Source organism: Pseudomonas shirazensis (assembly GCF_014268785.2).
Lineage (GTDB): Bacteria > Pseudomonadota > Gammaproteobacteria > Pseudomonadales > Pseudomonadaceae > Aquipseudomonas > Aquipseudomonas shirazensis.
Window position 1 is genome coordinate 844,317 of sequence record NZ_JABWRD020000001.1, and the last position, 25,045, is coordinate 869,361.

At 61.9% G+C, this 25,045-nt stretch carries 21 protein-coding genes; 8 read left to right on the plus strand and 13 right to left on the minus strand.

The window, feature by feature from the left end:
* Positions 1-73 precede the first annotated feature (73 nt).
* Positions 74-1,393: a Na+/H+ antiporter family protein gene (locus tag HU736_RS03575; protein ID WP_186698346.1), complete on the plus strand. Its 1,320-nt coding sequence runs from the start codon at positions 74-76 to the stop codon at positions 1,391-1,393.
* 9 nt (positions 1,394-1,402) lie between these two features.
* Here HU736_RS03575 and HU736_RS03580 read toward each other — a convergent pair whose 3' ends face one another.
* A complete protein-coding gene (locus HU736_RS03580) occupies positions 1,403-2,410 on the minus strand; it encodes a FecR family protein (RefSeq protein ID WP_186698344.1) in 1,008 nt (335 codons plus the stop codon).
* A gap of 141 nt (positions 2,411-2,551) precedes the next feature.
* On the minus strand, positions 2,552-3,364 hold the full coding sequence (gene xthA, locus HU736_RS03585) for an exodeoxyribonuclease III (RefSeq protein WP_186698342.1): 813 nt from the start codon (positions 3,362-3,364) through the stop codon (positions 2,552-2,554).
* A gap of 161 nt (positions 3,365-3,525) precedes the next feature.
* Between xthA and HU736_RS03590 the strand changes: the two genes are divergently transcribed.
* The 3 genes from HU736_RS03590 to HU736_RS03600 are packed head-to-tail and all read left to right on the plus strand — an operon-like array spanning position 3,526 to position 9,642.
* A complete protein-coding gene (locus HU736_RS03590; RefSeq protein ID WP_103437172.1) occupies positions 3,526-4,188 on the plus strand; it encodes a GNAT family N-acetyltransferase in 663 nt (220 codons plus the stop codon).
* Positions 4,189-4,228: 40 nt separating this feature from the next.
* Positions 4,229-5,971 carry an autotransporter assembly complex protein TamA gene (locus tag HU736_RS03595; protein ID WP_186698529.1) on the plus strand — a complete coding sequence of 581 codons (1,743 nt, stop codon included), beginning with the start codon at positions 4,229-4,231 and terminating at the stop codon, positions 5,969-5,971.
* Positions 5,968-9,642 (plus strand): translocation/assembly module TamB domain-containing protein, encoded by a 3,675-nt coding sequence (locus tag HU736_RS03600; protein WP_186698340.1) that lies wholly within the window; start codon positions 5,968-5,970, stop codon positions 9,640-9,642. The genes HU736_RS03595 and HU736_RS03600 overlap by 4 nt, the downstream gene beginning before the upstream one ends.
* 9 nt (positions 9,643-9,651) lie before the next feature.
* Here HU736_RS03600 and HU736_RS03605 read toward each other — a convergent pair whose 3' ends face one another.
* From HU736_RS03605 to HU736_RS03620, 4 genes are all read right to left on the minus strand, one after another.
* The gene (locus tag HU736_RS03605) at positions 9,652-10,191 is read right to left on the minus strand and encodes a DUF2589 domain-containing protein (RefSeq protein ID WP_103438763.1); all 540 of its coding nucleotides are present in this window, start codon (positions 10,189-10,191) and stop codon (positions 9,652-9,654) included.
* A gap of 100 nt (positions 10,192-10,291) precedes the next feature.
* On the minus strand, positions 10,292-10,921 hold the full coding sequence (locus HU736_RS03610) for a DUF2589 domain-containing protein (protein WP_103437174.1): 630 nt from the start codon (positions 10,919-10,921) through the stop codon (positions 10,292-10,294).
* Positions 10,922-10,942: 21 nt separating this feature from the next.
* A complete protein-coding gene (locus HU736_RS03615) occupies positions 10,943-11,332 on the minus strand; it encodes a Mor transcription activator family protein (protein WP_103437175.1) in 390 nt (129 codons plus the stop codon).
* A 271-nt stretch (positions 11,333-11,603) separates the two neighbouring features.
* Positions 11,604-12,065, minus strand: coding sequence for a hypothetical protein (locus tag HU736_RS03620; RefSeq protein WP_186698338.1), 462 nt, complete (start codon positions 12,063-12,065; stop codon positions 11,604-11,606).
* A gap of 149 nt (positions 12,066-12,214) precedes the next feature.
* Between HU736_RS03620 and HU736_RS03625 the strand changes: the two genes are divergently transcribed.
* A complete protein-coding gene (locus tag HU736_RS03625; RefSeq protein WP_101318997.1) occupies positions 12,215-12,403 on the plus strand; it encodes a hypothetical protein in 189 nt (62 codons plus the stop codon).
* A gap of 35 nt (positions 12,404-12,438) precedes the next feature.
* Here the strand turns inward: HU736_RS03625 and HU736_RS03630 are convergent, their stop codons facing one another.
* Entirely contained in the window at positions 12,439-12,813 is a 375-nt protein-coding gene (locus HU736_RS03630; RefSeq protein WP_186698336.1) for a fe2+ zn2+ uptake regulation protein, read from the minus strand.
* A 235-nt stretch (positions 12,814-13,048) separates the two neighbouring features.
* On the opposite strand from HU736_RS03630, the gene pvdQ reads away from it, so the two are divergent.
* Positions 13,049-15,328 (plus strand): bifunctional acylase PvdQ, encoded by a 2,280-nt coding sequence (gene pvdQ, locus HU736_RS03635; protein WP_367615288.1) that lies wholly within the window; start codon positions 13,049-13,051, stop codon positions 15,326-15,328.
* Positions 15,329-15,406: 78 nt separating this feature from the next.
* On the opposite strand, the gene HU736_RS03640 is transcribed toward pvdQ, so the two are convergent.
* Positions 15,407-16,129 carry a UDP-2,3-diacylglucosamine diphosphatase gene (locus tag HU736_RS03640; RefSeq protein ID WP_186698331.1) on the minus strand — a complete coding sequence of 241 codons (723 nt, stop codon included), beginning with the start codon at positions 16,127-16,129 and terminating at the stop codon, positions 15,407-15,409.
* Complete coding sequence (locus HU736_RS03645) at positions 16,126-16,629, minus strand: peptidylprolyl isomerase (protein WP_103437179.1); 504 nt, start codon at positions 16,627-16,629, stop codon at positions 16,126-16,128. Before HU736_RS03645 ends, HU736_RS03640 begins: the two co-directional genes overlap by 4 nt.
* Before the next feature lie 234 nt (positions 16,630-16,863).
* Here HU736_RS03645 and HU736_RS03650 point away from each other — a divergent pair, with 234 nt between their 5' ends.
* A complete protein-coding gene (locus HU736_RS03650; protein WP_103437180.1) occupies positions 16,864-18,567 on the plus strand; it encodes a glutamine--tRNA ligase/YqeY domain fusion protein in 1,704 nt (567 codons plus the stop codon).
* 9 nt (positions 18,568-18,576) lie between these two features.
* Positions 18,577-19,959, plus strand: coding sequence for a cysteine--tRNA ligase (gene cysS, locus HU736_RS03655; RefSeq protein WP_186698329.1), 1,383 nt, complete (start codon positions 18,577-18,579; stop codon positions 19,957-19,959).
* 36 nt (positions 19,960-19,995) lie between these two features.
* Here cysS and HU736_RS03660 read toward each other — a convergent pair whose 3' ends face one another.
* From HU736_RS03660 to HU736_RS03675, 4 genes are all read right to left on the minus strand, one after another.
* Positions 19,996-21,378 (minus strand): sensor histidine kinase, encoded by a 1,383-nt coding sequence (locus tag HU736_RS03660; protein WP_103437182.1) that lies wholly within the window; start codon positions 21,376-21,378, stop codon positions 19,996-19,998.
* Positions 21,356-22,036: a response regulator transcription factor gene (locus HU736_RS03665; protein WP_101319013.1), complete on the minus strand. Its 681-nt coding sequence runs from the start codon at positions 22,034-22,036 to the stop codon at positions 21,356-21,358. The genes HU736_RS03660 and HU736_RS03665 overlap by 23 nt, the downstream gene beginning before the upstream one ends.
* Positions 22,037-22,203: 167 nt before the next feature.
* Entirely contained in the window at positions 22,204-23,223 is a 1,020-nt protein-coding gene (locus HU736_RS03670) for a branched-chain amino acid aminotransferase (protein ID WP_186698327.1), read from the minus strand.
* A gap of 107 nt (positions 23,224-23,330) precedes the next feature.
* The gene (locus HU736_RS03675; protein ID WP_186698325.1) at positions 23,331-24,911 is read right to left on the minus strand and encodes an ABC-F family ATP-binding cassette domain-containing protein; all 1,581 of its coding nucleotides are present in this window, start codon (positions 24,909-24,911) and stop codon (positions 23,331-23,333) included.
* Positions 24,912-25,045 lie beyond the last annotated feature (134 nt).

A 25,045-nucleotide genomic window follows, 5' to 3' on the forward strand; every position in this document is an offset into this window, starting at 1 on the left:
CCGGCCGCTGCCTGTGTGCAGCCTGACGCCGGTGCCAATGCCTTCCGTCTGTCGTAACGAGGTAGTCCACACCATGAATGCAGTCATTGCCGCGGTCGGCATCATGCTGATATTGAGCCTGTCCCGCGTGCATGTGGTGATCGCATTGATCATCGGTGCGCTGACCGGCGGCCTGGTCGGCGGCCTGGGTATCGAGGGCACGTTGAAGGCCTTCAATGGTGGGCTGGGCGGCGGCGCTACGGTCGCGTTGTCCTACGCGCTGCTTGGCGCGTTTGCCGTAGCCATTGCCAAATCGGGCCTGGCTCACGCGCTGGCAGATCGGGCCTTGAACATGATCGAGCGCCAGGGCCATAGCGAGGGTGGCAAGGTCAAATGGTTGCTGATCGGCCTGATGCTGGTGGTGGCCGTGTCGTCGCAGAACATTCTGCCCATTCACATTGCCTTCATCCCCCTGTTGGTGCCCCCGCTGTTGTATGTGCTGACCCGACTGCGCATCGATCGGCGGCTGATTGCCTGCGTGATCACCTTTGGCCTGATCACGCCGTACATGTTCCTGCCGGTTGGCTTTGGCAACATCTTCCTCAATCAAATCCTGCTGGCCAATGTCAGCCGCGCCGGGGTCGACGTCAGCGCGGTCAACGTTACCCAGGCGATGGCCATTCCTGCGGCCGGCATGCTCGCCGGGCTGCTCCTGGCAGTGTTCGTCAGCTACCGCAAGAAACGTGACTATGACCTGGCGAAAATCGAACAGGTCGAGCAGGTCAGTGTCAGCTACAACCCCTTGACGCTGATGGTCGCTGGCCTGGCGATCGCGTCAGCGTTCATCATTCAGCTGTGGCTGGATTCGATGATCATCGGCGCCATGGTCGGTTTTCTGATCTTTTCGCTGTCGGGCATCGTGCGCTGGAAAGACACTGATGATCTGTTTACCGAAGGCATGAAGATGATGGCAATGATCGGCTTCATCATGATTGCCGCCTCGGGCTTTGCCGACGTGATGAAGGCAACCGGCGAGGTCAACAGCCTGGTCCAGGCCTCTGCGCAGTGGATCAGCCACAGTAAGGGCGTTGGTGCCTTGCTGATGTTGCTGGTGGGCTTGCTGGTGACTATGGGCATCGGCTCGTCGTTCTCTACCGTTCCCATTCTTGCCGCGATCTTCGTGCCGCTGTGTGTGCAACTGGGCTTCGATCCAGTGGCTACAGTGTGCATCGTCGGCACAGCGGGTGCGTTGGGTGACGCCGGGTCGCCAGCATCGGATTCGACCCTGGGGCCTACTTCGGGCTTGAATGTGGACGGCCAGCATCACCACATCTGGGACACCGTGGTGCCGACCTTCCTCCATTACAACCTGCCACTGCTGGCCTTTGGCTGGCTTGCGGCGATGGTGCTCTGACGCCCTGCGTCAGCCCTTGTTGGTCAACGGTGTGATGCGGTTGAGGACGGTGCTGCCGTCCTTGCTGCGAGTCAGGTAGACCGGCAGCACCTTGGGCAGGTTATCGACCATGCGCTTGACTTCGCGGGTGTTGTACACGCCGCTGACGCGGATTGCGCCGGTGCTGTCATCGGCCAACAGCAGCGGGCGCTCCAGGTAGCGGTTGATCACCGGCAGGGCCTGGGCCAGGCTGAGGTTGTCCAGCACCAGCTTGCCACTGCGCCAGGCCAGGCTGTTGTCGGCGTCATCAGTCTGCGCCAGGGTCGGCTCGAAATCGCCGGCGTGATAACTGGCTTGCATGCCCGGGCCCAGTCGATAGCCGCCATCGTCACCGTGGCTGCTGACCAGTACCGAGCCTTCAACCAGCGTCACCTTGACCTCGTCGTTGTACTTCCAGACGTTGAACTGGGTCCCGGTTACTCGCGTCTGGCCGTTGCCGGCGCGCACGATGAACGGGTGGGCGGTGTCGTGGGTAACCTTGAAAAACGCCTCGCCGCGGGTAAGCGTGACCTGGCGTTGATCTTTGTAGTTGAAGAAGCGCAGTTCGCTGTGCAGGTTGAGCTCGATCTGGCTGCCATCGCTCAGTTGCACCTGGCGCACCTGATCGGTAGCTTCGAAATGCTGGTAGCGATTGGGTAGCCAGCCTTGCTCCCAACCGACCCAGCCAGCCAGCGGCAGGGCCAGCAGGGCAATGGCTGCAGCCGAAGCGAATGGCCGCCAGTGGCGTGGCTGCGCCTTGCGTACAGGGCGGGCGCCGATCTCGACGACAGCCGTGCGGCGTGGCAACAGGTCAGCGGTCTGCCAGATTTCCTGCATTGCGCGGTATTCATCAAAGTGCCGCAGGTCGGCCGCCAGCCACAGATCAAATGCCTCGCGCTCGGCCGCCGTGCAGTCATCGGCATGCAGGCGCATGCACCAATGCGCCGCAGCGTCGGTGATGGCATCGTCCTGGTTGGGGGTCAAGCGGTCCTGATTCATTACGGCTCCCGGTTTTGCGCATTCTACCCCTGCCAAGGGGGTCCCGAGAACCGAGATAATGGCGAATGACTATCAGATACGCGATATTTCGTCAGCTTTGCCTATCTGCGGACGCTGTTCAGCGTCCGCAGCGCTGATTTATCAGGCCAGCTCTAGCCAGATCGGCGCGTGATCGGAAGGTTTTTCCATGCCGCGCAGGTCATAGTCAACACCAGCGTCCTTGAGTCGTGGCAGCAAGCCACTCGAAGCCATGATCAGATCAATGCGCAGACCGCGCTTGGGCTGGTCTTCAAAGCCGCGGCTGCGGTAGTCGAACCAGCTGAAACGGTCGCTGACCTGCGGGTTCAGGTAGCGGAAGCTGTCGACCAGGCCCCAGTCCTTAAGACGCTGCATCCACTCACGCTCCTCTGGCAGGAAACTGCATTTGCCAGTCTTCAGCCAGCGCTTGGCGTTGTCAGCGCCGATGCCAATGTCGCAATCTTCAGGCGAGATGTTGACGTCGCCCATCACGATCAGCGGCTGCTGATTATCGAACTGGCCTTTGAGCAGCACCTGCAGGTCGCTGTAGAAGCGCTGCTTGGCGGGGAACTTGGTGGGATGGTCGCGGCTTTCTCCCTGCGGGAAGTAGCCGTTCATGATGGTGATCGGGGTGCCGTTGGCGTCGGCGAAGGTGCCCCAGATGAAGCGCCGTTGGGCGTCCTCTTCGTCAGTGGCAAAACCTTTGTGCAGTGCCAGCGGCGCCTGGCGCGAGAGCAAGGCGACGCCATAGTGGCCCTTCTGGCCGTGGTAATGGACGTGGTAGCCCAAGGCTTGCACGTCAGCCAAGGGGAACTGCTCGTCACTGACTTTGGTTTCCTGCAGGCCGATAACGTCTGGCTGATGCTTCTCGATCAGCGCCGCCAGCTGATGCGGACGGGCGCGCAGGCCGTTGATGTTGAACGAGACGATCTTCATGGCGAGGCAACCCTGGTAAAACTGCGGATGCTATCGAACATCGGCGCTCATCGCCAGCATGGTGGCGCTGCCTCAGGCCTGTTGACCTGCGCGCAGCGGTGAACCAACCCGCGCTGCCTCGCCTCCAAGGTGTACGTTCACTCCATGAAGGTTTAACTGCAATGCCCGACGATATCCGCGCAACCGCTCGCACCTGTTTGCTCGACAAGGGCTACCGCCGCGAGGTGCGCGCAGTACTGTACGAAGTCTATCGGCAAGAGCCGACCGTTGCCTATCTGTTCGAGGCGCAGCGCCCTGGCTATGAACGGCGCCTGCGCGCCATGATTCGGGCATGGGTCCGCCAGCACTTCTACCTGCAGCTACCGGCAGTGGGCCTGATGGTCGAAGACCGTCTGGCCGGGGTGGCGCTGATCGTGCCGCCACTGCGGCGCCTTGGCGTGGCTGACAGTTGGATGTGGCGCTTGCGCATGATCATCGGCACCGGCCTGCGCTGCACCCGCCGCTACCTGGATTATCAGGCAGCGTTGGTAGGGAGCTTGCCGTCAGATCAGGTACATATGCTGCCACTGCTGGGCGTGCACCCTGACTTCAGGAGTCAGCAGCACGCTGAGCAATTGTTACAGGCTGTTCATGACTGGTGCGCCGAGGAGCCAGGCAGCCATGGTGTGGTGCTGGATACCGGCAATGCGCGTTATCTGGCGTTTTACAAGCTTCAGGGGTATCAGGAGATTGGCGAAATAGCTATAGGTCCAGTCACTGAGCGGGTGTTCTTTCATCCCAATCCTTTGTCATCCAGATCAGTAACAGCGGGACCTGCCAGGTAGACGGCTCCTTTGCGCGCCAAGCTCTGGTAGCATGCGCGGCATGACGTATTCAGGAAGATTGACCTGGGGCCTGATCATCCTGGCCGCCAGCAGCACAGTATGGGCCCAGAGCGAACTGCTGGTGCGGGTCAAACCCGCCAACAAGGCGCTCAAGGCGAATGTCGAAGGCTATATTGGCAGCCTGGGAGACCGTGACGAGGACGCGTTGCTGCGTTTCAGTCGCGGTGCCGAAGAGCAGGCGCGCAAAGCCGCGCAGGCACTTGGCTACTATCAGGCCCAGATCGACACCGAGGTCAAAGCGCCGACCGGGCCTGACCAGCATCCGCAATTGATCATTCGCATTGACCCCGGTGAGCCGGTGCGCTTGCGCAATGTCACTGTGCGCATCGAGGGCCCGGCCACCGAGCTGAAGAGTTTTCGTGTGCCTGATAGCGCCGCGCTGCGCCCAGGCGAACGCCTCAATCATGGTCTGTATGAAGACGCCAAGCGCCTGATCCAGAATCAGGCTTCGCGTTACGGTTTTTTCAAAGGGCGCTTTACCAGCCAGCGCCTGGCCGTAGATCCGCAGGCCGGCGTTGCCGACATCGAACTGGTGTATCAAAGCGGGCCACGCTTCCAGCTTGGCGCCGTGCACTTTGCCGGCGACACGCCGCTGGATCAGGACCTGCTCCAGCGCATGGTGCCGTTCAAGGCCGGTACGCCCTATGATTCCGAGCTCATCGCCGAACTCAACAACGACCTGCAATCAAGCGGCTATTTCGAAGGCGTGCGGGTCGATGCGGCGCCCACCGCTGCGGTGGGCGAACAGATCCCGGTCGAGGTCAGCCTGGATACCCGCAAACCACGCACCATGGGCCTGGGCCTGGGCTTCTCGACCGACGTTGGCCCGCGCGGCAAGGCCAACTGGACACGCCATTGGGTCAACCCGCAGGGTCACAGCTATGGTTGGGAAACCGAACTGTCGGCGCCGCGGCAGAACGTCGGCCTGTGGTATGACATACCGCTGGATCCGCCACTGACCGACAAACTGCGCTTCGCCGGTGGCTACCAGAATGAAGAGATCGCAGGCACCGATACCCTCAGCAAGCTGCTCACCGTTGGCCCTGAATGGCACAGCAAGCTGCCCAGCGGCTGGCAGCGGGTGGTGTCGCTCAAGTATCAGCGCGAAGAGTACAAGCTGGGGGATGACTCCGGTTTGAGCAAGCTGCTGATGCCTGGGGTAAGTTACTCGTACCTGCGCAGTGACAACCGCATCGACCCGCACAATGGTTACCGTCTGCAGTTCGATGTGCAGGTGGCCAAGGAAGGGCTGATGTCTGACACCAACCTGCTACACGGCAACGTCCTGCTCAAGGGCCTGACTACCCTGGGCCAGAATCACCGGCTGCTCGGCCGGCTGCAATTCGGTGGCAGCGCCACCAACAGCTATCAGAGCAAGATTCCACCCTCGTTGCGCTTCTTCGCCGGTGGCGACCAAAGCGTGCGTGGTTACGACTATCAGACCCTGTCTCCGAAAAACAGCGACGGCGACCGTATTGGTGGCCGCTACATGGTGGCCGGTAGCGCCGAATACCAGTATTCGGTGGCCGAGAAGTGGCGTATCGCGACCTTTGTCGATCAAGGCAACTCGTTCAACTCGCTGGATCTGCCCAGCCTGAAAACCGGCGTCGGTGTCGGCGTACGTTGGGTGTCGCCGGTCGGGCCATTGCGCCTGGACCTGGCCAAGGCACTGGACGACGACGGCGGCATCCGCCTGCACTTCTCGATGGGGCCTGAGCTGTGACGCGTGCTTTGAAGTACATATTAATCAGTCTGCTGGGCTTTGCGCTGCTGATCGCACTGAGTCTGAGCCTGCTATTGGGCACGCAAGTCGGTAGCCGCTGGGCGCTGGGCCTGGTGCCAGGGCTGGCGGTCGACGACTTCCAGGGCCAGCTTGGCAGTAACTGGCAGGCCAGTCGCTTGAGTTGGGACGACGGCGCCAGCCGGGTCGAGGTGCAGGCACCGCAGTTGAGCTGGTCGCCGCTGTGCCTGCTGCGGGCCACTCTGTGTATCAAGCGCCTGCAGGCTGAGCGCATCGACATGGCATTTGCCGCCAGTGAAACCGTAGCCGACAACAACCCGCTGCAGTTGCCGACGCTGCGCCTGCCAGTGGCTATCGAACTGGGCGAAGTGAAACTTGGCCAACTGCGCCTGGATGGCAGTGACCTGCTGGGTGACCTGCAGCTTGCGGCGCACTGGAGCAACAATGGCCTGCGCATCGATACCTTGCAGTTGCAACGCGATGACCTGCATGTGAGCGTGCAGGGCGACGTGCAGCCTGAGGGCGACTGGCCAGTGCAACTGACTGGCAGCGTGCAGCTGCCGCCGGTAGAGGGGCAGGCCTGGCAACTGGCGCTGAATGCCACCGGCGAGCTGCAGAAGACACTCAATCTGGACGCAACCAGCACCGGCTACCTGAACGCCCGCCTTACCGGTGAACTCCAGGCTTTGGCGGAGCACCTGCCAGCCAGACTGCGGCTTGAGTCGGCCGCCTTCAAGCCGGTTGCGACGCTGCCGGATACCTTGCAGCTCGAGCAAATCAAGCTGGATGCCGTGGGCAATCTGGACAAGGGCTACCAGCTCTCCGGCTCGGCCAATCTGCCGGCCGAGCAGGGGCCTATAGGTCTGCTGTTGGCGGGCAAGGTCGACGCCAAAGGCGCCCGACTGGATGCTTTGGACCTGAACGCCAGCGACAGCCAACGGCTCAAACTGCAAGCCAATGCCGACTGGCAGCAGGGGCTGATTGCCGATGCCAAAGTCGATTGGCAGGACTTCCCGTGGCTGCGTCTGTATCCGCTTGAAGAAGCGCCGCAAGTGGTGCTCAAACGGTTGACTGCGGATGTACAGTACCGCGATGGCAACTATCAAGGTTCGTTCAAGGGTGATCTGGACGGCCCGGCCGGTGCATTCAATTTGAGTAGCCCGTTCGAGGGCGACTTGAGCCAGGTACGCCTGCCGCAATTACTGCTCAGCGCAGGGCAGGGCAAAGCTGCCGGCAGCGTCATCGTCGGTTTTGCCGAGAAGATCAGTTGGGACGTCGACCTGCAGCTTTCAGCGCTCGATCCAGCCTACTGGCTTGCCGAGCTGCCAGGCACGCTCGCCGGGCCTCTGCGCAGCAAGGGCGAACTGCACAACGAGCGCCTGCAACTGAGCGCCTTGCTCGACCTCAAAGGCCGCTTGCGCGGTCAACCAGCAGTGCTCAAGGCCGAGGCCGAGGGGGCCGGCGACAGCTGGACACTTGGCGCCCTGGCCATCCAATTGGGCGACAACCGCATCAACGGCAGCGGTAGCCTGCAGCAGCGCCTGGCCGGCCGGATCGATCTGGATATGCCGCGCCTTGGCCAGCTGTGGCCCCGCTTGCAGGGCCAGGTCAAAGGTCGCCTCGACCTCGCCGGCACCCTGCAAGCGCCGCAGGGCACTTTGAGTGTGCAGGGGCAGCAACTGGCTCAGGCAGACAACCGTGTACAACGACTTGATCTCGATGCCCGGCTGGACAGCGCCCAGCGCGGCCAACTCACCCTCAAAGCGGGCAATATTCGTCTGGGCGAGACTTCGCTTGGCGATCTGAACATTGCCGGCAAAGGCGATATTCGCCAGCAGGCCGTGACGCTGGCGCTGGCGGGCCCGCAGCTCAAGCTCGACCTGGCTGCCGACGGCCAACTGGCCAAGGGTGACTGGCGTGGTCGTCTTGCCAGCGGTCGGATTCAAGCTGGCGGGCAGGACTGGCAGTTGCAGGCGCCGGCCCGTTTGCAGCGCTTGGCCAACGGTCAGCTGGATTTCGGTGCCCATTGCTGGCGCTCGGGCCAGGCCAGTCTGTGTGGCGAAGACCAGCGCCTGGCGCCGGAGCCGCGACTGCGTTACCACCTCAAGCAGTTCCCGATCGAGAGCCTGGCACAGTGGATGCCAAAGGACTTCGCCTGGCAGGGGCAGCTCAATGCCGATATCAATCTGGATATTCCTGCCGCCGGACCCAAAGGCACGATACGTGTGGATGCCAGTGGCGGCACCTTGCGCGTGCGCGATGGTCAGCGGTGGCTGGATTTCCCGTACCAGGTCCTGCGCCTGGACAGTACGCTCAATCCGCGTCGCATCGACACGGTGCTGAACTTCCGCGGCGAGCGCCTTGGCGAGCTCGCGCTGACAACCCGTCTCGACCCGTTGGGCAAGGACAAGCCGCTGTCTGGCGATTTTCGTCTGAGCGGGCTCGACCTGGCGATCGCGCGGCCATTCGTGCCAATGGTCGAGCGCCTTGCCGGGCAGCTCAACGGCAGCGGCCGTTTGTCTGGCTCTTTGCTTGCACCGCAAGTCAATGGCACTCTGGCCCTCACTGGCGGCGAAGTCAGCGGTGCGCAGCTGCCGGTCAGCCTGCAGGATCTGTCGGTGCAGGCGCTGATTGCAGGGGAACAGGTTCAGTTGCAAGGAGGCTGGCGCAGCGGTACAGCCGGTCGCGCTCAGCTCAGCGGCAACCTGACCTGGGGCCAGGCGCTGGCGATGCAACTGCGCTTGCAGGGTCAGCAACTGCCAGTCACGGTCGAGCCTTATGCCACGTTGGAAGTAGCCCCTGACCTGACCATAAGCCTTGAAGGCGAACAGCTTGCGGTCAAGGGCAAGGTATTGGTACCCAAGGGTGCAATCACCGTACGTGAGCTTCCACCCTCCACGGTCAAAGTGTCCGACGATACGGTCATTATCGGCAATCAGACCGAACAGGGCACGCCGCCAATGGCCATCGCCATGGACGTCAATGTTGAGGTCGGCCAGGACAAACTGTCGTTCAATGGTTTTGGTCTGACGGCCAACTTGCGCGGGCACGTGCACATTGGTGACAACATGGATACCCGTGGCGAACTGAGCCTGGCCGATGGCCGGTATCGCGCCTACGGCCAGCGCCTGACAATCCGCCGTGCACGGCTGTTGTTCGCAGGTCCTATCGATCAGCCCTACCTGGATATCGAAGCGATTCGTCAGGTTGACGATGTGATTGCCGGTATTCGTCTGAGTGGCAGCGCTGAGCAGCCGACCACCCAGGTGTTCGCCGAGCCAGCGATGAGCCAGGAGCAGGCCTTGTCTTATCTGGTACTGGGGCGGCCGCTGGGTGGCTCCGGCGAAGACAACAACATGCTCGCCGAAGCAGCCCTGGGTCTGGGCCTTGCCGGCAGCGCCGGGCTCACTGGCAGCCTGGCGTCCAACCTGGGCATCGAGGACTTCCAGCTCGATACCGAAGGCTCGGGCAACACCACCAGCGTGGTCGCCAGTGGCAATCTGACCGAGCGCCTGAGCCTGCGTTATGGGGTGGGTGTATTCGAGCCGGCCAACACCATCGCTCTGCGGTACAAGCTGAGCAAGAAGGTATATCTGGAGGCGGCCAGTGGCTTGGCCAGCTCGTTGGATATCTTCTACAAACGCGACTTCTGATCGAGAGGGTCAGCGTACGCTGGCCGCCTCGACATATTCGTTGCTGTCTGCTCCAGGTGGCTGCGGGTTGTCGCGCGGCGTGGGTACGATGAGGTTGGTGTATTGCTCGATCAGACGATTGAGCGCCTCAGGCGGCTCGCATGCCTGGAACTGCATGCGGATCTGCACTTCGTCCGGGTCGCGGCCATCGCCGCGGCGTGCTTGTGCTCCAATGCTGACCTTGAAGCGAGCGCACGCATGCGCATCGGCCGCTTCGGCCAGCGCAGTTTTTATCTCTGTGCTCCTTACCCGGACCGAAAGGTCCACCTGCATACGCTCCAGGGCCAGGCCCTTGGGCGCCACCAAGGTAATCAGCGGCACCCTGATCATGTGCTGACCATCCATGGCTACCTCGACCATTTTGGCTTTCATCGGTGCGCCGAGGGCGTCGGGGTCATGATCGAAAAACTGATCGAACAGGGTGATGTACTGCTGGGCGATCAAGCTGTTGGTGGCGGCAGCGGCTTCCTGCAGGCCGCGGGTGATGTCGCGCAGGTCACTGCAGAGCATGGGCGCGGGCGGGGTAGGGGTGTCATCCAAGTTCATCGCTCCTCTAGGCGGCAAGCCCGCCATCAAGGCCGGGCTCTGGATTCACGGCAGGGCGTTGCAGTCATGCCTGCTCGACAGGCGGCAGGGTGTCGTCCTGGGAGATGTCGCCAGGGTTGCGTGCGTTTGCCGAAGGCAGAAGGCTCGGCCTGGTCGCTGCTTCGGTCAAAAAGTCGATCACCCGCATCATCGCCTCCGGTGGATCCTGGCGGCGGACGGTTGTGTTGAACGCGTAGCGGGCGCGGGTATCGGTCTTGCGTACCTGAGTCGACTTCTGGCTGACGCTACCTTTGACTTCAAGCTTGAACGGGCCCCAGCCGAGGCTACCAGTGAGGCTGGCGTCGCGCTCGGTGGAGGTGCTCAGTTCAGCCATCTGGCTGATGGTGATCTCGAACTCGACCCGACCTTCTTCGATAACGATGTTGGGGTGGGTGACGGCGGCCAGCAACGGCACTTTCAGGCTCTTTTGCACTACGCCCTGGTATTCACCGTCTGCGCCGACCAGCGTTTCGTCGTAGTCGATCTGGATCGCGACCGCCTTGCCATTCTGAATGCATACACCCATCAGGAAGTCTGCGTAGGCTTTGCTGGCGCTGATCTGGGCCTGGATCATCGCCTGTAATGGTGCGGAAATCATGCGGTCCATGGGCAGGGCGTTGATGACCGAGCCGACCAGTGTGGGATCAATAGACATTATCAAGCTCCTTGGCTAGCACTAGGGGTGCTCAGCGGGCGTGGTTTCTTGACGGCGAATGTTGCCGATTTGGCGCAGGCTCAACCCGTACTTGTCGGCCAGCAGGCTGCGCGAGAGGCCATCGGCGCTCTCTTGCTGAATCTGCAAGTTGCGCAGTTGGCGCAGGAAGTGGTCGGCCTTGGGAATCTCCAGGGCAACCCCGGCGAAGCGCTTTATCAACGCGTCCAGGGCTGCGCCTGGAAGCACTTCTGCAAGCTTGGTGCGGTCGCGATGCTTGGGAATGTACTTGGGGCGCCCACCATAGGCGCAGGTCAGGTTGTAGGCATTTTCGATGCCGATACACTCAATGAGCGACTGAAGTGAGTGCGGCAGCAAGGCGATATCGATACGGCTGAAGTCTGGCGTTTGCATGTGTGTGGCTCCCTCGTGGGGTAATGGATTGCGCTGTGCGTGACCATGACTGGGTAGAACATGCCGGGGTTTTTGCCCCGTGGCGTGATTCGATTGTCGATGACCCGTGCAGGCAGTCCTAGGCGTCAAGCGAACCGATGTGTGTAGTTCCTGGGTGCGCTTGACGCAGGGATCGAGAGATTGGGGTGTAGGACTATGCAACAGGGCCCGCCTGTACGCCTTGAAACTTCTTGCTCCGCTGCCAGAACAGTTGCCATGGGTAGGGTTGCCCTCAGTCACAGGGATAGCTACTCAGCAGGCTCACGCCAGCCAGGTAGGCGTGGGGCGCGTCGACCATGCTTGCTGGGAGTGCTCGGTAGTCGACCAGCAAACACAGGGCGGTCATTGGATGATCGTTGATGCGTCCTGTCACGGTCGGCGCAAAGTCTTTTCGGTATAACGCTTGCGCGTGTCCGCGCAGGCCTGTCTGGTCGGCGTGGGCCAGCGTTTCCCGGGCGAGGCGGGGAAGCTCGCGTTGCTCCACCAGAAAATGCAGCTGGTCAGCCTCGGGGTTCAGGTAACCGGCGTTGCGCACGCGTTGCCACAGTTGTTGCCACTGGCTTGAGCCGGCACTTTGGGCGAGTTGCCTACCCAGTTGATGCAGGCGATCATCGGACAGCGCTGGCCGCTCGACGGCCAGGGCCGACGCTGCGGCAAACCAGAGAGTGAGGATGCGTAGACAAGTATTCAGCATGGGGGCACCTATGGGCTGGGTTGAACCCCTATGCTTTCAGGAGACGCGGATGTGGCTCAGCAGGAAATACACGCCTGCGCCTGATGCCGTTGTATCATTGCCTCGGCTCCATGTGAGCCCAATGTCTCTGATGTCGCAAGGAACTCCCGATGACACACGTGCAGCGCCTGAAATACTCGATCCTGATCATCCTGGTGGTACTGGGCATGATGCTGGGGCTTTCCTACCTGCAAAAGCAGGGAACGATCACCGAGCAGACGTTCCAGTACTGCGCCATTGCCATTGCAGTGATCGTAGTGGTGATCAACGGTTTGTTGCGGCGCAAGGTCAAACCCTGAATCCAGCGGGCCGGCCATCCTGGCCGGCCGGCGGCTCAGCGTATTTGAGCCGACTCGAGTACGGCGCGTGCCTCTGGGTTGAGGCTGTAGCACTTGTCGCCGCCCAGGCTGATCACGCCCTCGGCGCAAAGTCGCTTGAGCACTTCGCGCACGCTCAGAAACGACAACGGGATGTCGAGCTGTTCAAGCTGCGCATGGATGCCGCGCACACCGACACTGCGACCGTTACGATCAGCGGCATGCAAGGCATCGATCACTTTCAGTCGGATCAGGCTGGTGCGCAGGCCATATGCGCGCAGCAGCTCGCGAATCAGCTCATTGCCAATCCGCTCTTCACTATCGGCAAGTTGCCCAGCGCCGGCATTGGCTGCGCCGTTCGGCTTGGCTGTGGCCTGTTGTGGCTGATACATGTGAATGCTCCTTTTCGTGGGCTGTCCCGAAATCATGGTTCCTCATTGATAAAGACGAACGAGATTGGAAAAACTGCAGTTTTGCCGGAAAAATAAACGGCTGATTCTGTTCAATACGTGTCAGCACGGCTGCAATGCGTAAAATTTTCGTCCAGCTATTCGTCTCAACGGGATGACCTCAGATACTCAAGGAACGCCCGTGAACCTATATTTGCGCCGCCCCGCTCAGTTGAGCGTGGTTGTTGCGTTGGCAGTATTCGGCCTGCTGGCCCAGCCCCGTGAAAGCGCTGCTGCTGCCAGCGCCGAAATCCGTCGCACCAGCTTTGGCGTGCCGCACATCCTGGCCAGCGACGAGCGGGGGCTTGGCTACGGTATCGGCTACGCCTATGCGCAGGACAACCTGTGCCTGCTGGCCAATGAGGTGCTGACGGTCAACGGCGAACGCTCGCGTTATTTCGGCGGCCAAGGCAAAACCGTTGAGCAGCGCAACAACCTCGACAGTGATCTGTTCTTCACCTGGCTCAACACGCCCGCTGCAGTCAGTGCTTTTCTACAGGCTCAGCCGGTGGAGGTGCGCAACCTGCTCGAAGGCTATGCCAGCGGCTTCAATCGCGCGCTTGGCGAGCGGCGGGCGCAAGGCTTGCCGGCGGAGTGCGGCGCGGGTGAGTGGGTGCGACCGTTGACCAGCCTGGATCTGGTCAAGCTGACCCGGCGCTTGTTGGCCGAGGGCGGCGCCGGGCAGTTCGTCGAAGCGCTGGTTGGCGCATCACCACCCAAGCTCGCTGCGCAGCATCAGGCCGCTGACTTCAGGCTGGCGCTCGAGCGCCAGGCACTGTTCGCCATGCAGCGTGGCAGTAACGCGGTAGCGGTGGGCTCGGAGCGCTCCAGCAATGGTCGCGGACTGCTGCTGGCCAATCCGCATTTCCCGTGGATGGGCGGTATGCGTTTTTATCAGATGCAGCTGACCATTCCAGGTCGGTTGAATGTGATGGGGGCGGCGCTGCCGGGCCTGCCTCTGATCAATATCGGCTTCAATCAACATCTGGCCTGGACGCATACGGTCGATACCTCCAAGCACTTCACGCTCTACCGGCTGCAACTGGACCCCAAGGATGCAACCCGTTATTTGCTCGATGGCAAGTCGCTGCCACTGGCGCGGCAATCCCTGCGGGTAACGGTCAAGGGCGAGGATGGCTCACTGCGCGAGGTCGAGCGGCACGTCTACACATCGGAGTTCGGCCCGGTTGTGCAGTGGCCAGGCAAGCTTGACTGGGACAACCGCTACGCCTATAGCCTGCGCGATGCCAATCTGGACAACAGCCGCGTGCTGCAGCAGTGGTATCGGATCAACCGCGCCGACAGCCTTGACGCCCTGAGGGGCTCTGTTGCTGAACTGCAAGGGATTCCTTGGGTCAACACGCTGGCAGTCGATGCCGGCGGGCGGTCGTTGTACCTCAATCAATCGGTTGTACCCTATGTCGATCAGCAGACGCTGGCGCAGTGCAGCGACCCGGCAGCCGGCACCAAGCTGGTGGTACTGGATGGCTCGCGCAGTACGTGCCAGTGGCAAAGCGACCCACAGGCGGCGCAGTCAGGTATCGTTCCGGCGCGACTGTTGCCGAGCCTTGAACGGCGCGACTTTGTGCAGAACTCCAATGACCCGGCGCGGATGAGCAATCCGGCGCAGCCGTTGCTGGGCTTTTCGCCGCTGGTCAGCCGCGATGATCAGCCCCTGAGCATGCGCGGCCGCTTCGCCCTGCAGCGGCTGCAAGGCCGTGGCAAGCTCGGCGTCGCTGAACTGCAAGGCATGGTGTTTGATGATGAGGTCTATCTGGCCAGCCTGCTGCTGCCGGAGCTGCTTGATTGGTGCAGGGGGGGCGGGGCTGACGTAGCCCAGCTGTGCCAAGGCCTCAAAGCCTGGAATGGCAAGGCTGACGTGGATGCCGGCGTGGGTCTGCTGTATTTCGAGCATATCGCCGAAGCGATGGCCGAGCATCCGCAGAGCTGGCGCGTGGCCTATGATCCGGCCGACCCAGAGCACACACCGCGTGGGTTGGCCGTCGAGCAGGCCGCTGTACGCAAGCTGCTGCACCAGGTGGCGCTGGCCGCGCAAGACCAGGTAAACCAAGCCGGGATAAGCGCAGACAGCCGCTGGGGGCAAATCCAACAGGCGGCGGATGGCACCCCGGTGCCAGGCGGACCGCAGGAGCTGGGGGTCTACAACGCCATGTACAGTGTGCCAGTGGGGCAGGGCAAGCGTCTGGTCGTCAGCGGCACCAGTTACCTGCAAATCGTCAGCTTCACCGAGCAAGGGCCGCAGGCTCAGGGCTTGCTGGCGTTTTCGCAGTCCAGCGAAGCGGCCTCGGCGCACCATGCCGACCAAACTCATGCGTTTGCTGCCAAGCAGCTGGCACCGCTTGCGTTCACTGAAGCGCAGATCAAGGCTGACCCGCAGTATCGGCGGTCGGTCATCAGTGAGCGCGACAAGGCTGCGCCGGTCAGCAGCGCAGATTAAGCGATGGGATAGACAAGGCCGCTGTCGCAGATCCCTGCAACAGCGGCCTTGGTGAGTGCTGCAGCCGACGTCGACGACTCAGGTGAAGTCGAACGGCGCCAGCTGGAAACCCTGATCATCTACCTGCAGAGCCCAGCCGCGACGGTCCCAGTCGCCCAGAACAATCCTGCGCGCCGGGCTGCCATCGACCAGCAACTTGTGGATCGCCGGCCGGTGGGTATGCCCGTGGACCAGCGTGCGCACGCCGTGCGCAGCCATCACCCGCGGGACTTCATCGGGTGTGACATCGACAATCTCGGTGTTTTTCATGCGGGTCTGGGTCTTGCTTTCGCTGCGCAGCTTGCGTGCCAGCTTGAGCCGCACGGACAGCGGCAGGTGGCGCAGCACCCACAGCGTCAGCGGGCTACGCAGATAGCGGCGCAGCTTCATGTAGCCGACGTCGCGGGTGCACAGCGTGTCGCCGTGCATCAGCAGTACCGGCTCGCCGCCCAGATCGACCACACTGGGATCGGCGAGCAAGGTGCAGCCAGCGGCAGCACAGAAATCCTCGCCCAAGAGAAAATCGCGGTTGCCGTGCATCAGGTAAATAGCGGTACCGCTGTCGCTCAAGTTACGCAATGCCTGGCAGATCGACTGCTGATACGGGGTCATCGCGTCATCGCCGATCCATGCCTCGAAAAAATCACCGAGGATGTACAGCGCTCTGGCGTGGCGCGCGCGACCTTCGAGCAGGTCAACAAACGCCCGGGTGATCTCCGGGCGTTCTTCTTGCAGGTGCAGATCAGAGATCAGCAGAATCACCCAATGATCTCGGCTTTCTCGATGATCACGTCTTCTTTCGGCACGTCCTGGTGGCCGGCTTTGGAGCCGGTGGCAACGGCTTCGATCTTGTCGACCACGTCCTTGCCTTCGATGACTGCGCCAAATACCGCGTAGCCCCAGCCTTGGGTGTTCTTGCCGCTGTGATTAAGGAAACCGTTGTCGGAGGCGTTGATGAAGAACTGCGCCGAGGCCGAGTGCGGTTCCATGGTGCGGGCCATGGCGATGGTGTACTTGTCGTTCTTCAGGCCGTTGTCGGCTTCGTTCTGAATGCTTGGGCGCTTGTCTTTCTTCTCGCTCATGCCAGGTTCAAAACCGCCGCCCTGGATCATGAAACCTTTGATCACACGGTGGAAAACGGTATTGCTGTAGTGACCGGCTTCGACGTAGGCGAGGAAGTTTGCAACGGTCAGCGGCGCCTTCTCGGCGTTCAGTTCCAGGACGATGTCGCCGTGGTTGGTGGTCAGTTTGACTTGGGACATGCTCAAATTCACTCTTCAAGGCATACAGAAATTGGCTGCGCGCAGCACGCGTACATCAGCTGACGCAGGATTGGCTTGCCGCGACACAGCGCGCGCGGCGCCATTTTGCCCGGGTTGCGATAAATCGCGCCACTTTGTCGGCGCCCGGCTGTCAGCAGCTTGACTGCTTCGGCTATGATAGGCCCTTTGATTCAATCGGCCTACCCGGGCTGAACACCAGCATTCAAGGATCCTATGAGCAAGCCCACTGCCGACAACGCGCCCAACGCCGCTGCCAAAGGCGCTCCCGCCGTCCCTGCAAACTTCCTGCGGCCGATCGTTCAGGCTGACCTGGACTCGGGCAAGCACACGCAGATAGTCACCCGCTTCCCGCCGGAGCCCAACGGTTACCTGCACATTGGCCACGCCAAGTCGATCTGCGTCAACTTCGGCCTGGCCGAAGAGTTCGGCGGTGCCTGTCACCTGCGCTTCGACGACACCAACCCGGCCAAGGAAGACCAGGAGTACATCGACGCGATCCAGAGCGACGTCAAGTGGCTGGGCTTCAACTGGACCGGTCCGGTGCGCTATGCCTCGCAGTACTTCGACCAGTTGCACGACTGGGCGGTCGAGCTGATCAAGTCGGGCAACGCCTATGTTTGCGACCTGACTCCGGAGCAAGCCAAGGAATACCGCGGCAACCTCACCGAGCCTGGCAAGAACAGCCCGTTCCGTGAGCGCAGCGTTGAAGAAAACCTCGACCTGTTCGCGCGCATGAAAGCCGGCGAGTTCGCTGATGGCGAGCGCGTGCTGCGGGCCAAGATCGACATGGCCTCGCCGAACATGAACCTGCGTGACCCGATCCTCTACCGGATCCGCCATGCCCACCATCACCAGACCGGTGACAAGTGGTGCATCTACCCCAACTACGACTTCACCCACGGCCAGTCGGACGCGATCGAGGGCATCACCCACTCGATCTGCACCCTGGAGTTCGAAGGTCATCGCCCGTTGTACGAGTGGTTCCTCGACAACCTGCCAGTGCCGGCGCACCCGCGTCAGTACGAGTTCAGCCGGCTCAATCTGAACTACACCATCACCTCCAAGCGCAAGCTCAAGCAGCTGGTCGACGAGAAACACGTGCAGGGTTGGGATGACCCGCGCATGTCGACCCTGTCGGGCTTCCGTCGTCGTGGTTACACCCCGGCCTCGATCCGCAACTTCTGCGACATGATCGGCACCAACCGCTCGGACGGAGTGGTCGACATGAACATGCTCGAGTTCAGCATCCGCGATGACCTCGACCGCACCGCGCCGCGCGCCATGTGTGTACTGCGGCCGTTGAAGGTAGTGATCACCAACTACCCGCAAGGCCAGGTCGAAAACCTCGAGCTGCCACGCCACCCGAAAGAAGACATGGGCGTGCGCGCGTTGCCCTTCGCCCGTGAGCTTTACATCGACCGTGACGATTTCATGGAAGAGCCGCCAAAAGGCTACAAACGCCTGGAGCCGAACGGCGAAGTGCGTCTGCGCGGCAGCTACGTGATCCGTGCCGACGAAGCGATCAAGGACGCCGATGGCAACATCGTCGAACTGCGCTGCTCGTACGATCCGGACACCCTTGGCAAGAACCCTGAGGGGCGCAAAGTCAAGGGCGTTATTCACTGGGTCCCGGCAGCGGCCAGCGTCGAGTGCGAAGTACGCCTGTACGACCGTCTGTTCCGTTCGCCGAACCCGGAGAAAACCGAAGAGGGCGGCAGCTTCCTGGACAACATCAACCCCGATTCGCTGCAGGTGCTGAGCGGCTGTCGTGCGGAACCTTCGCTGGCCAACGCCCAGCCTGAAGACCGTTTCCAGTTCGAGCGCGAGGGTTACTTCTGCGCCGACCTGAAAGACACCCAGCCGGGCCGCCCGGTGTTCAACCGCACTGTCACCCTGCGTGACTCCTGGGGCAGCTAAGGAATCGCCGTGCTTAACATCTACAACACGCTGAGCAAGACCAAGGAAGCCTTCAAGCCGCTGGATGGCAACAAGGTGCGCATGTATGTCTGCGGCATGACCGTGTACGACTACTGCCACCTCGGCCACGGCCGCAGCATGGTGGCCTTCGACCTGGTCACTCGCTGGCTGCGCAAGAGTGGCTACGAGCTGACTTACGTGCGCAACATTACCGACATCGATGACAAGATCATCAACCGGGCCAATGAAAACGGCGAGACCTTCGATGCGCTGACCGCACGCATGATCGATGCAATGCACGAAGACGAGCGCCGCCTGAACATCTTGCCGCCGGATCAGGAGCCGCGTGCCACCGAGCACATCGCTGGCATGCACGCGATGATCCAGACCCTGATCGACAAGGGTTATGCCTACGCACCGGGTAATGGCGATGTGTACTACCGGGTGGGCAAGTTCGTCGGTTACGGCAAGCTGTCGCGCAAGAAGATCGAAGACCTGCGCATCGGCGCCCGTATCGAAGTTGACGAGGCCAAGCAGGATCCACTCGACTTTGTCCTGTGGAAGGGCGTCAAGCCGGGCGAACCAAGCTGGGATTCGCCATGGGGCCCGGGCCGTCCGGGCTGGCATATCGAGTGCTCGGTGATGTCCACCTGCTGCCTGGGCGAGAGCTTCGACATTCACGGCGGCGGTAGCGACCTCGAGTTCCCGCACCACGAGAACGAGATCGCGCAGAGCGAAGCGGCCACTGGCAAGCAGTACGCCAATGCCTGGATGCACTGCGGCATGATCCGCATCAATGGCGAGAAGATGTCGAAGTCGTTGAACAACTTCTTCACCATCCGTGACGTGCTGGAAAAGTATCACCCGGAAGTGGTCCGCTACCTGTTGGTGGCTAGCCACTACCGCAGCGCGATCAACTACTCGGAAGACAGTCTGCGCGACGCCAAAGGTGCGCTTGAGCGCTTTTACCACGCACTGCGCGGCCTGCCACGGGTCGCTCCTGCGGGCGGTGAGGCATTTGTCGAGCGCTTCAGTGTAGCGATGAACGATGACTTCGGCACCCCCGAAGCCTGTGCCGTGCTATTCGATCTGGTACGCGAGATCAACCGCCTGCGCGACACAGACGTCGAGGCTGCCGCTGGGCTGGCTGCGCGCCTGCGCGAGTTGGGTGAGGTGCTCGGTGTGCTGCAACTGGAGGCTGATGACTTCCTGCGGGCTGGCGCCGAGGGCAAGGTCGACGCCGCTGAAGTGGAGGCGCTGATTCAGGCGCGTCTGCAGGCTCGGACTGACAAGAACTGGGCCGAGTCCGACCGTATCCGTGATCAGCTCACGGCGATGGGTGTGGTGCTTGAGGACAGCAAAGGCGCCACCACCTGGCGCCTGGCTGACTGACCGCAGTGCCGGGGCCGCGCAATGCGGCCCCGGTGTTCAGCTGGCGAGCGGGCAGTGCAGGACCAGCCTGGCGCCGCCCCATTGGCTTTCACCGATTTCCAGGGTGAAGCCGTGCAAGTCAACGATCGCTGCAACTATCGACAGCCCGAGGCCGAAGCCAGGATGGCGATGACCTTCCTCACTCCGATAGAAACGCTTGAGTACGGCGGTGCGTTCCTGTTCCGGGATGCCTGGGCCGCTGTCTTCGATCGCTACATGCACGCCGCTGGCATCCTGACTGGCAGCAATGCGCACCTGGCCACCTTCAGGGGTGAACTTGATCGCGTTGCCGACCAGATTGGCCAGCGCCTCGAACAGCAGCTCGCGATCGCCGTGCAGCACCGACAACTGCGCTGGCTGCTCCAGTTGCAGCTCGATAGTGCGGTCCTCGGCCAGCGGCAGGTAGAAGTCATGCAGCTCGACCAGCAGCGCCTGTGGATCAAGCTGGACGAAGCCGGCGCGGCGCTGGCGGTCCTCCAGTTCACTGATCCGCAACAATCCGCGAAACCGCGCCATCAACGTGTCAGTCTCGCCGATGGCCTGATCCAGCGCCTCGGCCTGGGCAGAATCCTCGCTGCTCTGCTGGCGAATCCGATACAGCTGCGCACGTAGCCGCGTCAGGGGCGTGCGCAGGTCATGGGCAATGTTGTCGCAGACGCCTTTGACTTCATGCATCAGCCGCTCGATGCGGTCGAGCATGGCGTTGACGATGGCCGCCAGCATGTCCAGTTCATCGCGCCGGGCCGACAGTGGCAGGCGGTGGGTCAGGTCGCCGGCAACGATCAGTTCGGCGCTGGCCTGCACCGCGCGGATCCGCTTGAGCGGCCGTCTGCGCAGCAGGTACCAACCGGCAAAGCCTGGTATCAGGGTCAGGGAGATACCCCACAGCAACGCATCCAGGATGATTCGCGTGACCACGAACAACGAACCGTTGTCGCGGAACAGTACCAGCCAGCGACCGTCCTGCACCTTGATCGCAACCGCGTCGCAGGTTTCGTGGATCATGCCCGGGTCGGCGCTGTCCAGGCAGTGCTTGAGCTCATGCACCTTGCCGTCCAGGCGCAGCTCCTTGGGGATGGCGCGGATACGCCCGCCCAGTGGATTGAGCTGTGCGTCGAACAGGCCATAGGCGTCGAAACTGCGCTCTTCGAAAGCCTGGCTGGCGATCAGGGCGTCGTCCAGCTGCTTGCCGCTCATGTGCGCAAACAGATGCTGACGCTGCAGCATGGAATGACGGGTGAGCTTGTTCAGGTAGCTAGAAACCTCGAAATACAGCACCCCCATGAGGATGCTGCTCCAGGCCACGAAGAGAAAGCTGTACAGCGCCAGCAGGCGACTGGTGGACGAGCTCCAGCCTTTAGACGGGTTCAGCAATGGCATAGCCCGAGCCCCGCACGGTTCGAATCAGTGCGCACTGGCCGGGAGCGTCGATCTTCTTGCGCAAGCGGCCGATGTGCACGTCGATCAGGTTGGTACCTGGGTCGAAGTGATAGCCCCACACCTCCTCGAAAATCATCATCCGGGTGATTACCTGGCCGGCGTGGCGCATCAGGTATTCGAGCAGCTTGTATTCGGTGGGCAGCAGGTTCAGCGTTTGCTCGCCGCGACGGGCTTCATGGCTGATCAGGTCCAGCTCGAGGTCCGCCACCTGCAGGCGGGTCTGGGTCATCGGCACGCTGTTACGGCGCAGCAGCACTTCGACCCTGGCAGCCATTTCATCGGAGGCAAACGGCTTGGTCAGGTAATCGTCGCCGCCGGCACGCAAGCCGCGCACGCGTTCGTCAACGTCGGAAAGGGCGCTGATCATCAGGATCGGCGTGGCAATCTTCAGGCTGCGCAGGGTGGTGACGATGGTCAGGCCATCGACTTCGGGCAACATGCGGTCCACGGTGATCAGGTCGTAGCCACCGGCAATGGCCTTGGCCAGGCCTTCGCGGCCATTGTCTGCCCACTCTACATCCAGGCCGTGGCTGGTCAGTTCAGCGACGATTTCCTGGCCGGTGACGGCGTCGTCTTCGATGGTCAGTACGCGGGGCATGCTGGTTCCTGGGCGGCGAATTAAGGTTCGATTGTGCCAAAGAATAGCCAAACGGCGATTTAAGAAAAATTCATCTGGCTAAAAAGCACTACGGGGCAAGCCCACTCTCACCCAACCGCACGCGGTAGTGAGAGCAGACTTGCCCCGCAAGGACCTGGCGTTATCGCTTACGCGACCTTGACGATCCAGCCAGCCGGCGCTTCGACGTCGCCGCTCTGGATGCCGGTCAGCTCGTTGTACAGCTTGGTGGTGACCGGGCCGACTTCGGTTTCACTGTGGAACACATGCAGCTTGCCGTTGTACTGGATGCCACCAATTGGCGTGATCACTGCCGCGGTGCCACAGGCACCGGCCTCGACGAAGCGCTCGAGGTTGTTGATCTGTACGTCGCCTTCGACGACCTTCAGGCCTAGACGCGATTCGGCCAGCTCCATCAGCGACAGGCGGGTGATGCCGGGCAGTACCGAAGCCGACTTCGGCGTGACGAACTCGTTGTTGGCAGTGATGCCAAAGAAGTTGGCCGAACCGACTTCTTCGATCTTCGAGTGGGTCAGCGGGTCGAGGTAGATGCAATCGACGAAGCCGGCTTTCTTCGCCTCATAGCCCGGCTGCAGGCTAGCCGCGTAGTTGCCACCGACTTTGGCGGCACCGGTGCCCTGCGGCGCGGCGCGGTCGAAATCGGAGATCAGGAACTTGTGCGGGGTCATGCCGCCCTTGAAGTACGAACCGACCGGGATCGCGAATACCGAGAAAATAAACTCAGGTGCAGTACGCACGCCGATATTGTCACCGGTACCGATGACGAACGGACGCAGGTACAGAGCGCCCTTGCCGTGTGGCGGCACGAACCGGTCGTTGGCCTTGACTACCTGTTTGCAGGCTTCGATGAACTGCTCGGTCGGCACCCGCGGCATCAGCAGGCGGTCGCAGCTGCGCTGCATACGCAGGGCGTTCTGATCCGGGCGGAACAGGTTGACGGTGCCATCCTTGCAGCGATAGGCCTTGAGGCCCTCAAAACATTGCTGGCCGTAGTGCAGGGCGGTCGAGCCTTCGCTGATGTGCAGCACGTTGTCATCGGTCAGGGTGCCCTTGTCCCACTCGCCATCGCGGAACACGGACAGGAAGCGCTTGTCAGTCTTGATGTAGTCGAAGCCCAGCTTGTCCCAGTTAATGCTCTCGTTACTCATGACACCCTCGATTGTCTTGCAGATGCCCGATCACTCGGGCTGCTGTTATTTGCGCACCACGCCACGATAATACATCCGCCGCAGATCGGAAACGTCCAGTCTCAGATTCATCCAAGCCGTAGCGAATCGTGCAGTTGCAGACGTTGTAGAAAAGCCTGGTCATGGGAGACCACCAGTAGACCACCGCAGAACTGATCGAGCATCCGTTCCAGCGCCAGCAGCGACGGCAGGTCGAGGTGATTGCTCGGTTCGTCCAACAGCAGCAGGTCGACCGACCGCTGGCGGTAGATGAGCGCGGCCAGGGCGGCCTTGAGCCGTTCGCCGCCGCTGAGCAGGGCAGTGGGCATCTCCACCCTTGCCGCGTCCAGGCCCAACTGCGCCAGGCGGGTCCGCACCTCGCTGTGGGCCAGCCCTGGGTTGGCCAGGCGCAGGAAGGCGAGGGCGCTCAGTTCGGCGGGCAGCAGGCTGTAATATTGGTCGAGCAGGGCGACCTCACCGTATACCTGAAAGCCACCTGCGCTGGCCTGGAGCTGGCCCGCCAGCACTTTCAACAGTGTCGATTTGCCGGTCCCGTTGGCGCCGATCACAGCCATGTGCTCACCGCTGCGCAGATGTAGATCGAGCGGCGCCTGGCTGCCCCGGGGCAACTGCAAGCCGCTGACGCTCAGCACCGATTTGCCTTGGCTGCGGCCAGCGTCCGGCACGTGCATGACGATGGGGCGGTTGCGTTCGACCTGCTCGTTGGCCTGGCGCAGTTGCGCGCGCAGCTTGGCCTCGGCTGCCTGGTGTTCGCGCTGCTGTCTACCGGCAGTGGCCTGGCTGCGCTGCTGCTGACGGCCGATAAGGATTTTTGCTTGATTGGCTTTTCTGGCCTGGCGCCCCGCGTCGGCTTGCCGCCGCTCGAGGCTCTCGCGTTGCTGTTGCAGCGCCTGCGTCTGACGGCGCCGTTCGTGCTTGAGGCGATCAAGGGTGTGCAGGGCACACGCCTGCTCATGCGCTTTGGCGTGCTCATAGTGCCGGTAGTCACCGGCGTAGCTGCGCAGGCCTTGCGGGGTCAGCTCGACAATCCGCTGCATGTGCCCAAGCAGGGTGCGATCGTGGCTGATTACCAGCAGGCCTTTGTCCCAGCCCAGCAGCATCTGGTGCAGTTGCTCGCGAGCATCCACGTCGAGGTGGTTGCTCGGCTCATCAAGGATCAGATAATCGGCCTGGCTAACCAGCGCGCCGATCAGCGCCACACGCATCGCCTGGCCCCCGCTCAAGCTCGCTGCATCGCGCTCCAGCTCAAGCTGGCCGAGCCCATGGCGGTCCAGCTGGGCTTGCACTCGCTCGCGGATATCCCAGCGTTCAGCCACTACGTCGAAATCTACCGGGTCAGCGCTGCCTGCTTCTATACGCTGCAGCGCAGCAACGACCGAACCCACCTGCGCCAGCTCTGCCACTGTGCTGCACTGGCTTACAAAATGTTGATGAAGGTAATGCACCCGGCCGCTGCGCAGGCAGCGACCCTCGCTGGGTGCCAGCGAGCCGGCGAGTATCTGCCCGAGCAGGCTCTTGCCCACGCCATTGACACCGACCAGGCCGGTGCGGCGTTGGTCGAAGGATTCACTGATCGGGGCAAACAGCTGCCTGCCATCCGGCAAGGCCAAGGTGACGCCGTCCAGCGTCAGGATCGAGGTATTGGTCATGCACAACTCCACTCATGCCGCGACATCCCCAGTCGAGAGCTGAGGGCTGAAGGCTGGCCGTCGAGGTGACGGCGGCATCAATGGCGCATTGGACCAATACCTGTTTGAAGGGATGAAGGCCAAGCCTAGCGGAT

Bases quoted from the DNA above. Each gene is read 5' to 3' on its own strand.
- HU736_RS03575 (WP_186698346.1), top strand. From the start codon at position 74: ATGAATGCAGTCATTGCCGCGGTCGGCATCATGCTGATATTGAGCCTG.
- HU736_RS03580 (WP_186698344.1), bottom strand. From the start codon at position 2,410: ATGAATCAGGACCGCTTGACCCCCAACCAGGACGATGCCATCACCGAC.
- xthA (WP_186698342.1), bottom strand. From the start codon at position 3,364: ATGAAGATCGTCTCGTTCAACATCAACGGCCTGCGCGCCCGTCCGCAT.
- HU736_RS03590 (WP_103437172.1), top strand. From the start codon at position 3,526: ATGCCCGACGATATCCGCGCAACCGCTCGCACCTGTTTGCTCGACAAG.
- HU736_RS03595 (WP_186698529.1), top strand. From the start codon at position 4,229: ATGACGTATTCAGGAAGATTGACCTGGGGCCTGATCATCCTGGCCGCC.
- HU736_RS03605 (WP_103438763.1), bottom strand. From the start codon at position 10,191: ATGCTCTGCAGTGACCTGCGCGACATCACCCGCGGCCTGCAGGAAGCC.
- HU736_RS03610 (WP_103437174.1), bottom strand. From the start codon at position 10,921: ATGTCTATTGATCCCACACTGGTCGGCTCGGTCATCAACGCCCTGCCC.
- HU736_RS03615 (WP_103437175.1), bottom strand. From the start codon at position 11,332: ATGCAAACGCCAGACTTCAGCCGTATCGATATCGCCTTGCTGCCGCAC.
- HU736_RS03620 (WP_186698338.1), bottom strand. From the start codon at position 12,065: ATGCTGAATACTTGTCTACGCATCCTCACTCTCTGGTTTGCCGCAGCG.
- HU736_RS03625 (WP_101318997.1), top strand. From the start codon at position 12,215: ATGACACACGTGCAGCGCCTGAAATACTCGATCCTGATCATCCTGGTG.
- HU736_RS03630 (WP_186698336.1), bottom strand. From the start codon at position 12,813: ATGTATCAGCCACAACAGGCCACAGCCAAGCCGAACGGCGCAGCCAAT.
- HU736_RS03645 (WP_103437179.1), bottom strand. From the start codon at position 16,629: ATGTCCCAAGTCAAACTGACCACCAACCACGGCGACATCGTCCTGGAA.
- HU736_RS03650 (WP_103437180.1), top strand. From the start codon at position 16,864: ATGAGCAAGCCCACTGCCGACAACGCGCCCAACGCCGCTGCCAAAGGC.
- HU736_RS03660 (WP_103437182.1), bottom strand. From the start codon at position 21,378: ATGCCATTGCTGAACCCGTCTAAAGGCTGGAGCTCGTCCACCAGTCGC.
- HU736_RS03665 (WP_101319013.1), bottom strand. From the start codon at position 22,036: ATGCCCCGCGTACTGACCATCGAAGACGACGCCGTCACCGGCCAGGAA.
- HU736_RS03670 (WP_186698327.1), bottom strand. From the start codon at position 23,223: ATGAGTAACGAGAGCATTAACTGGGACAAGCTGGGCTTCGACTACATC.
- HU736_RS03675 (WP_186698325.1), bottom strand. From the start codon at position 24,911: ATGACCAATACCTCGATCCTGACGCTGGACGGCGTCACCTTGGCCTTG.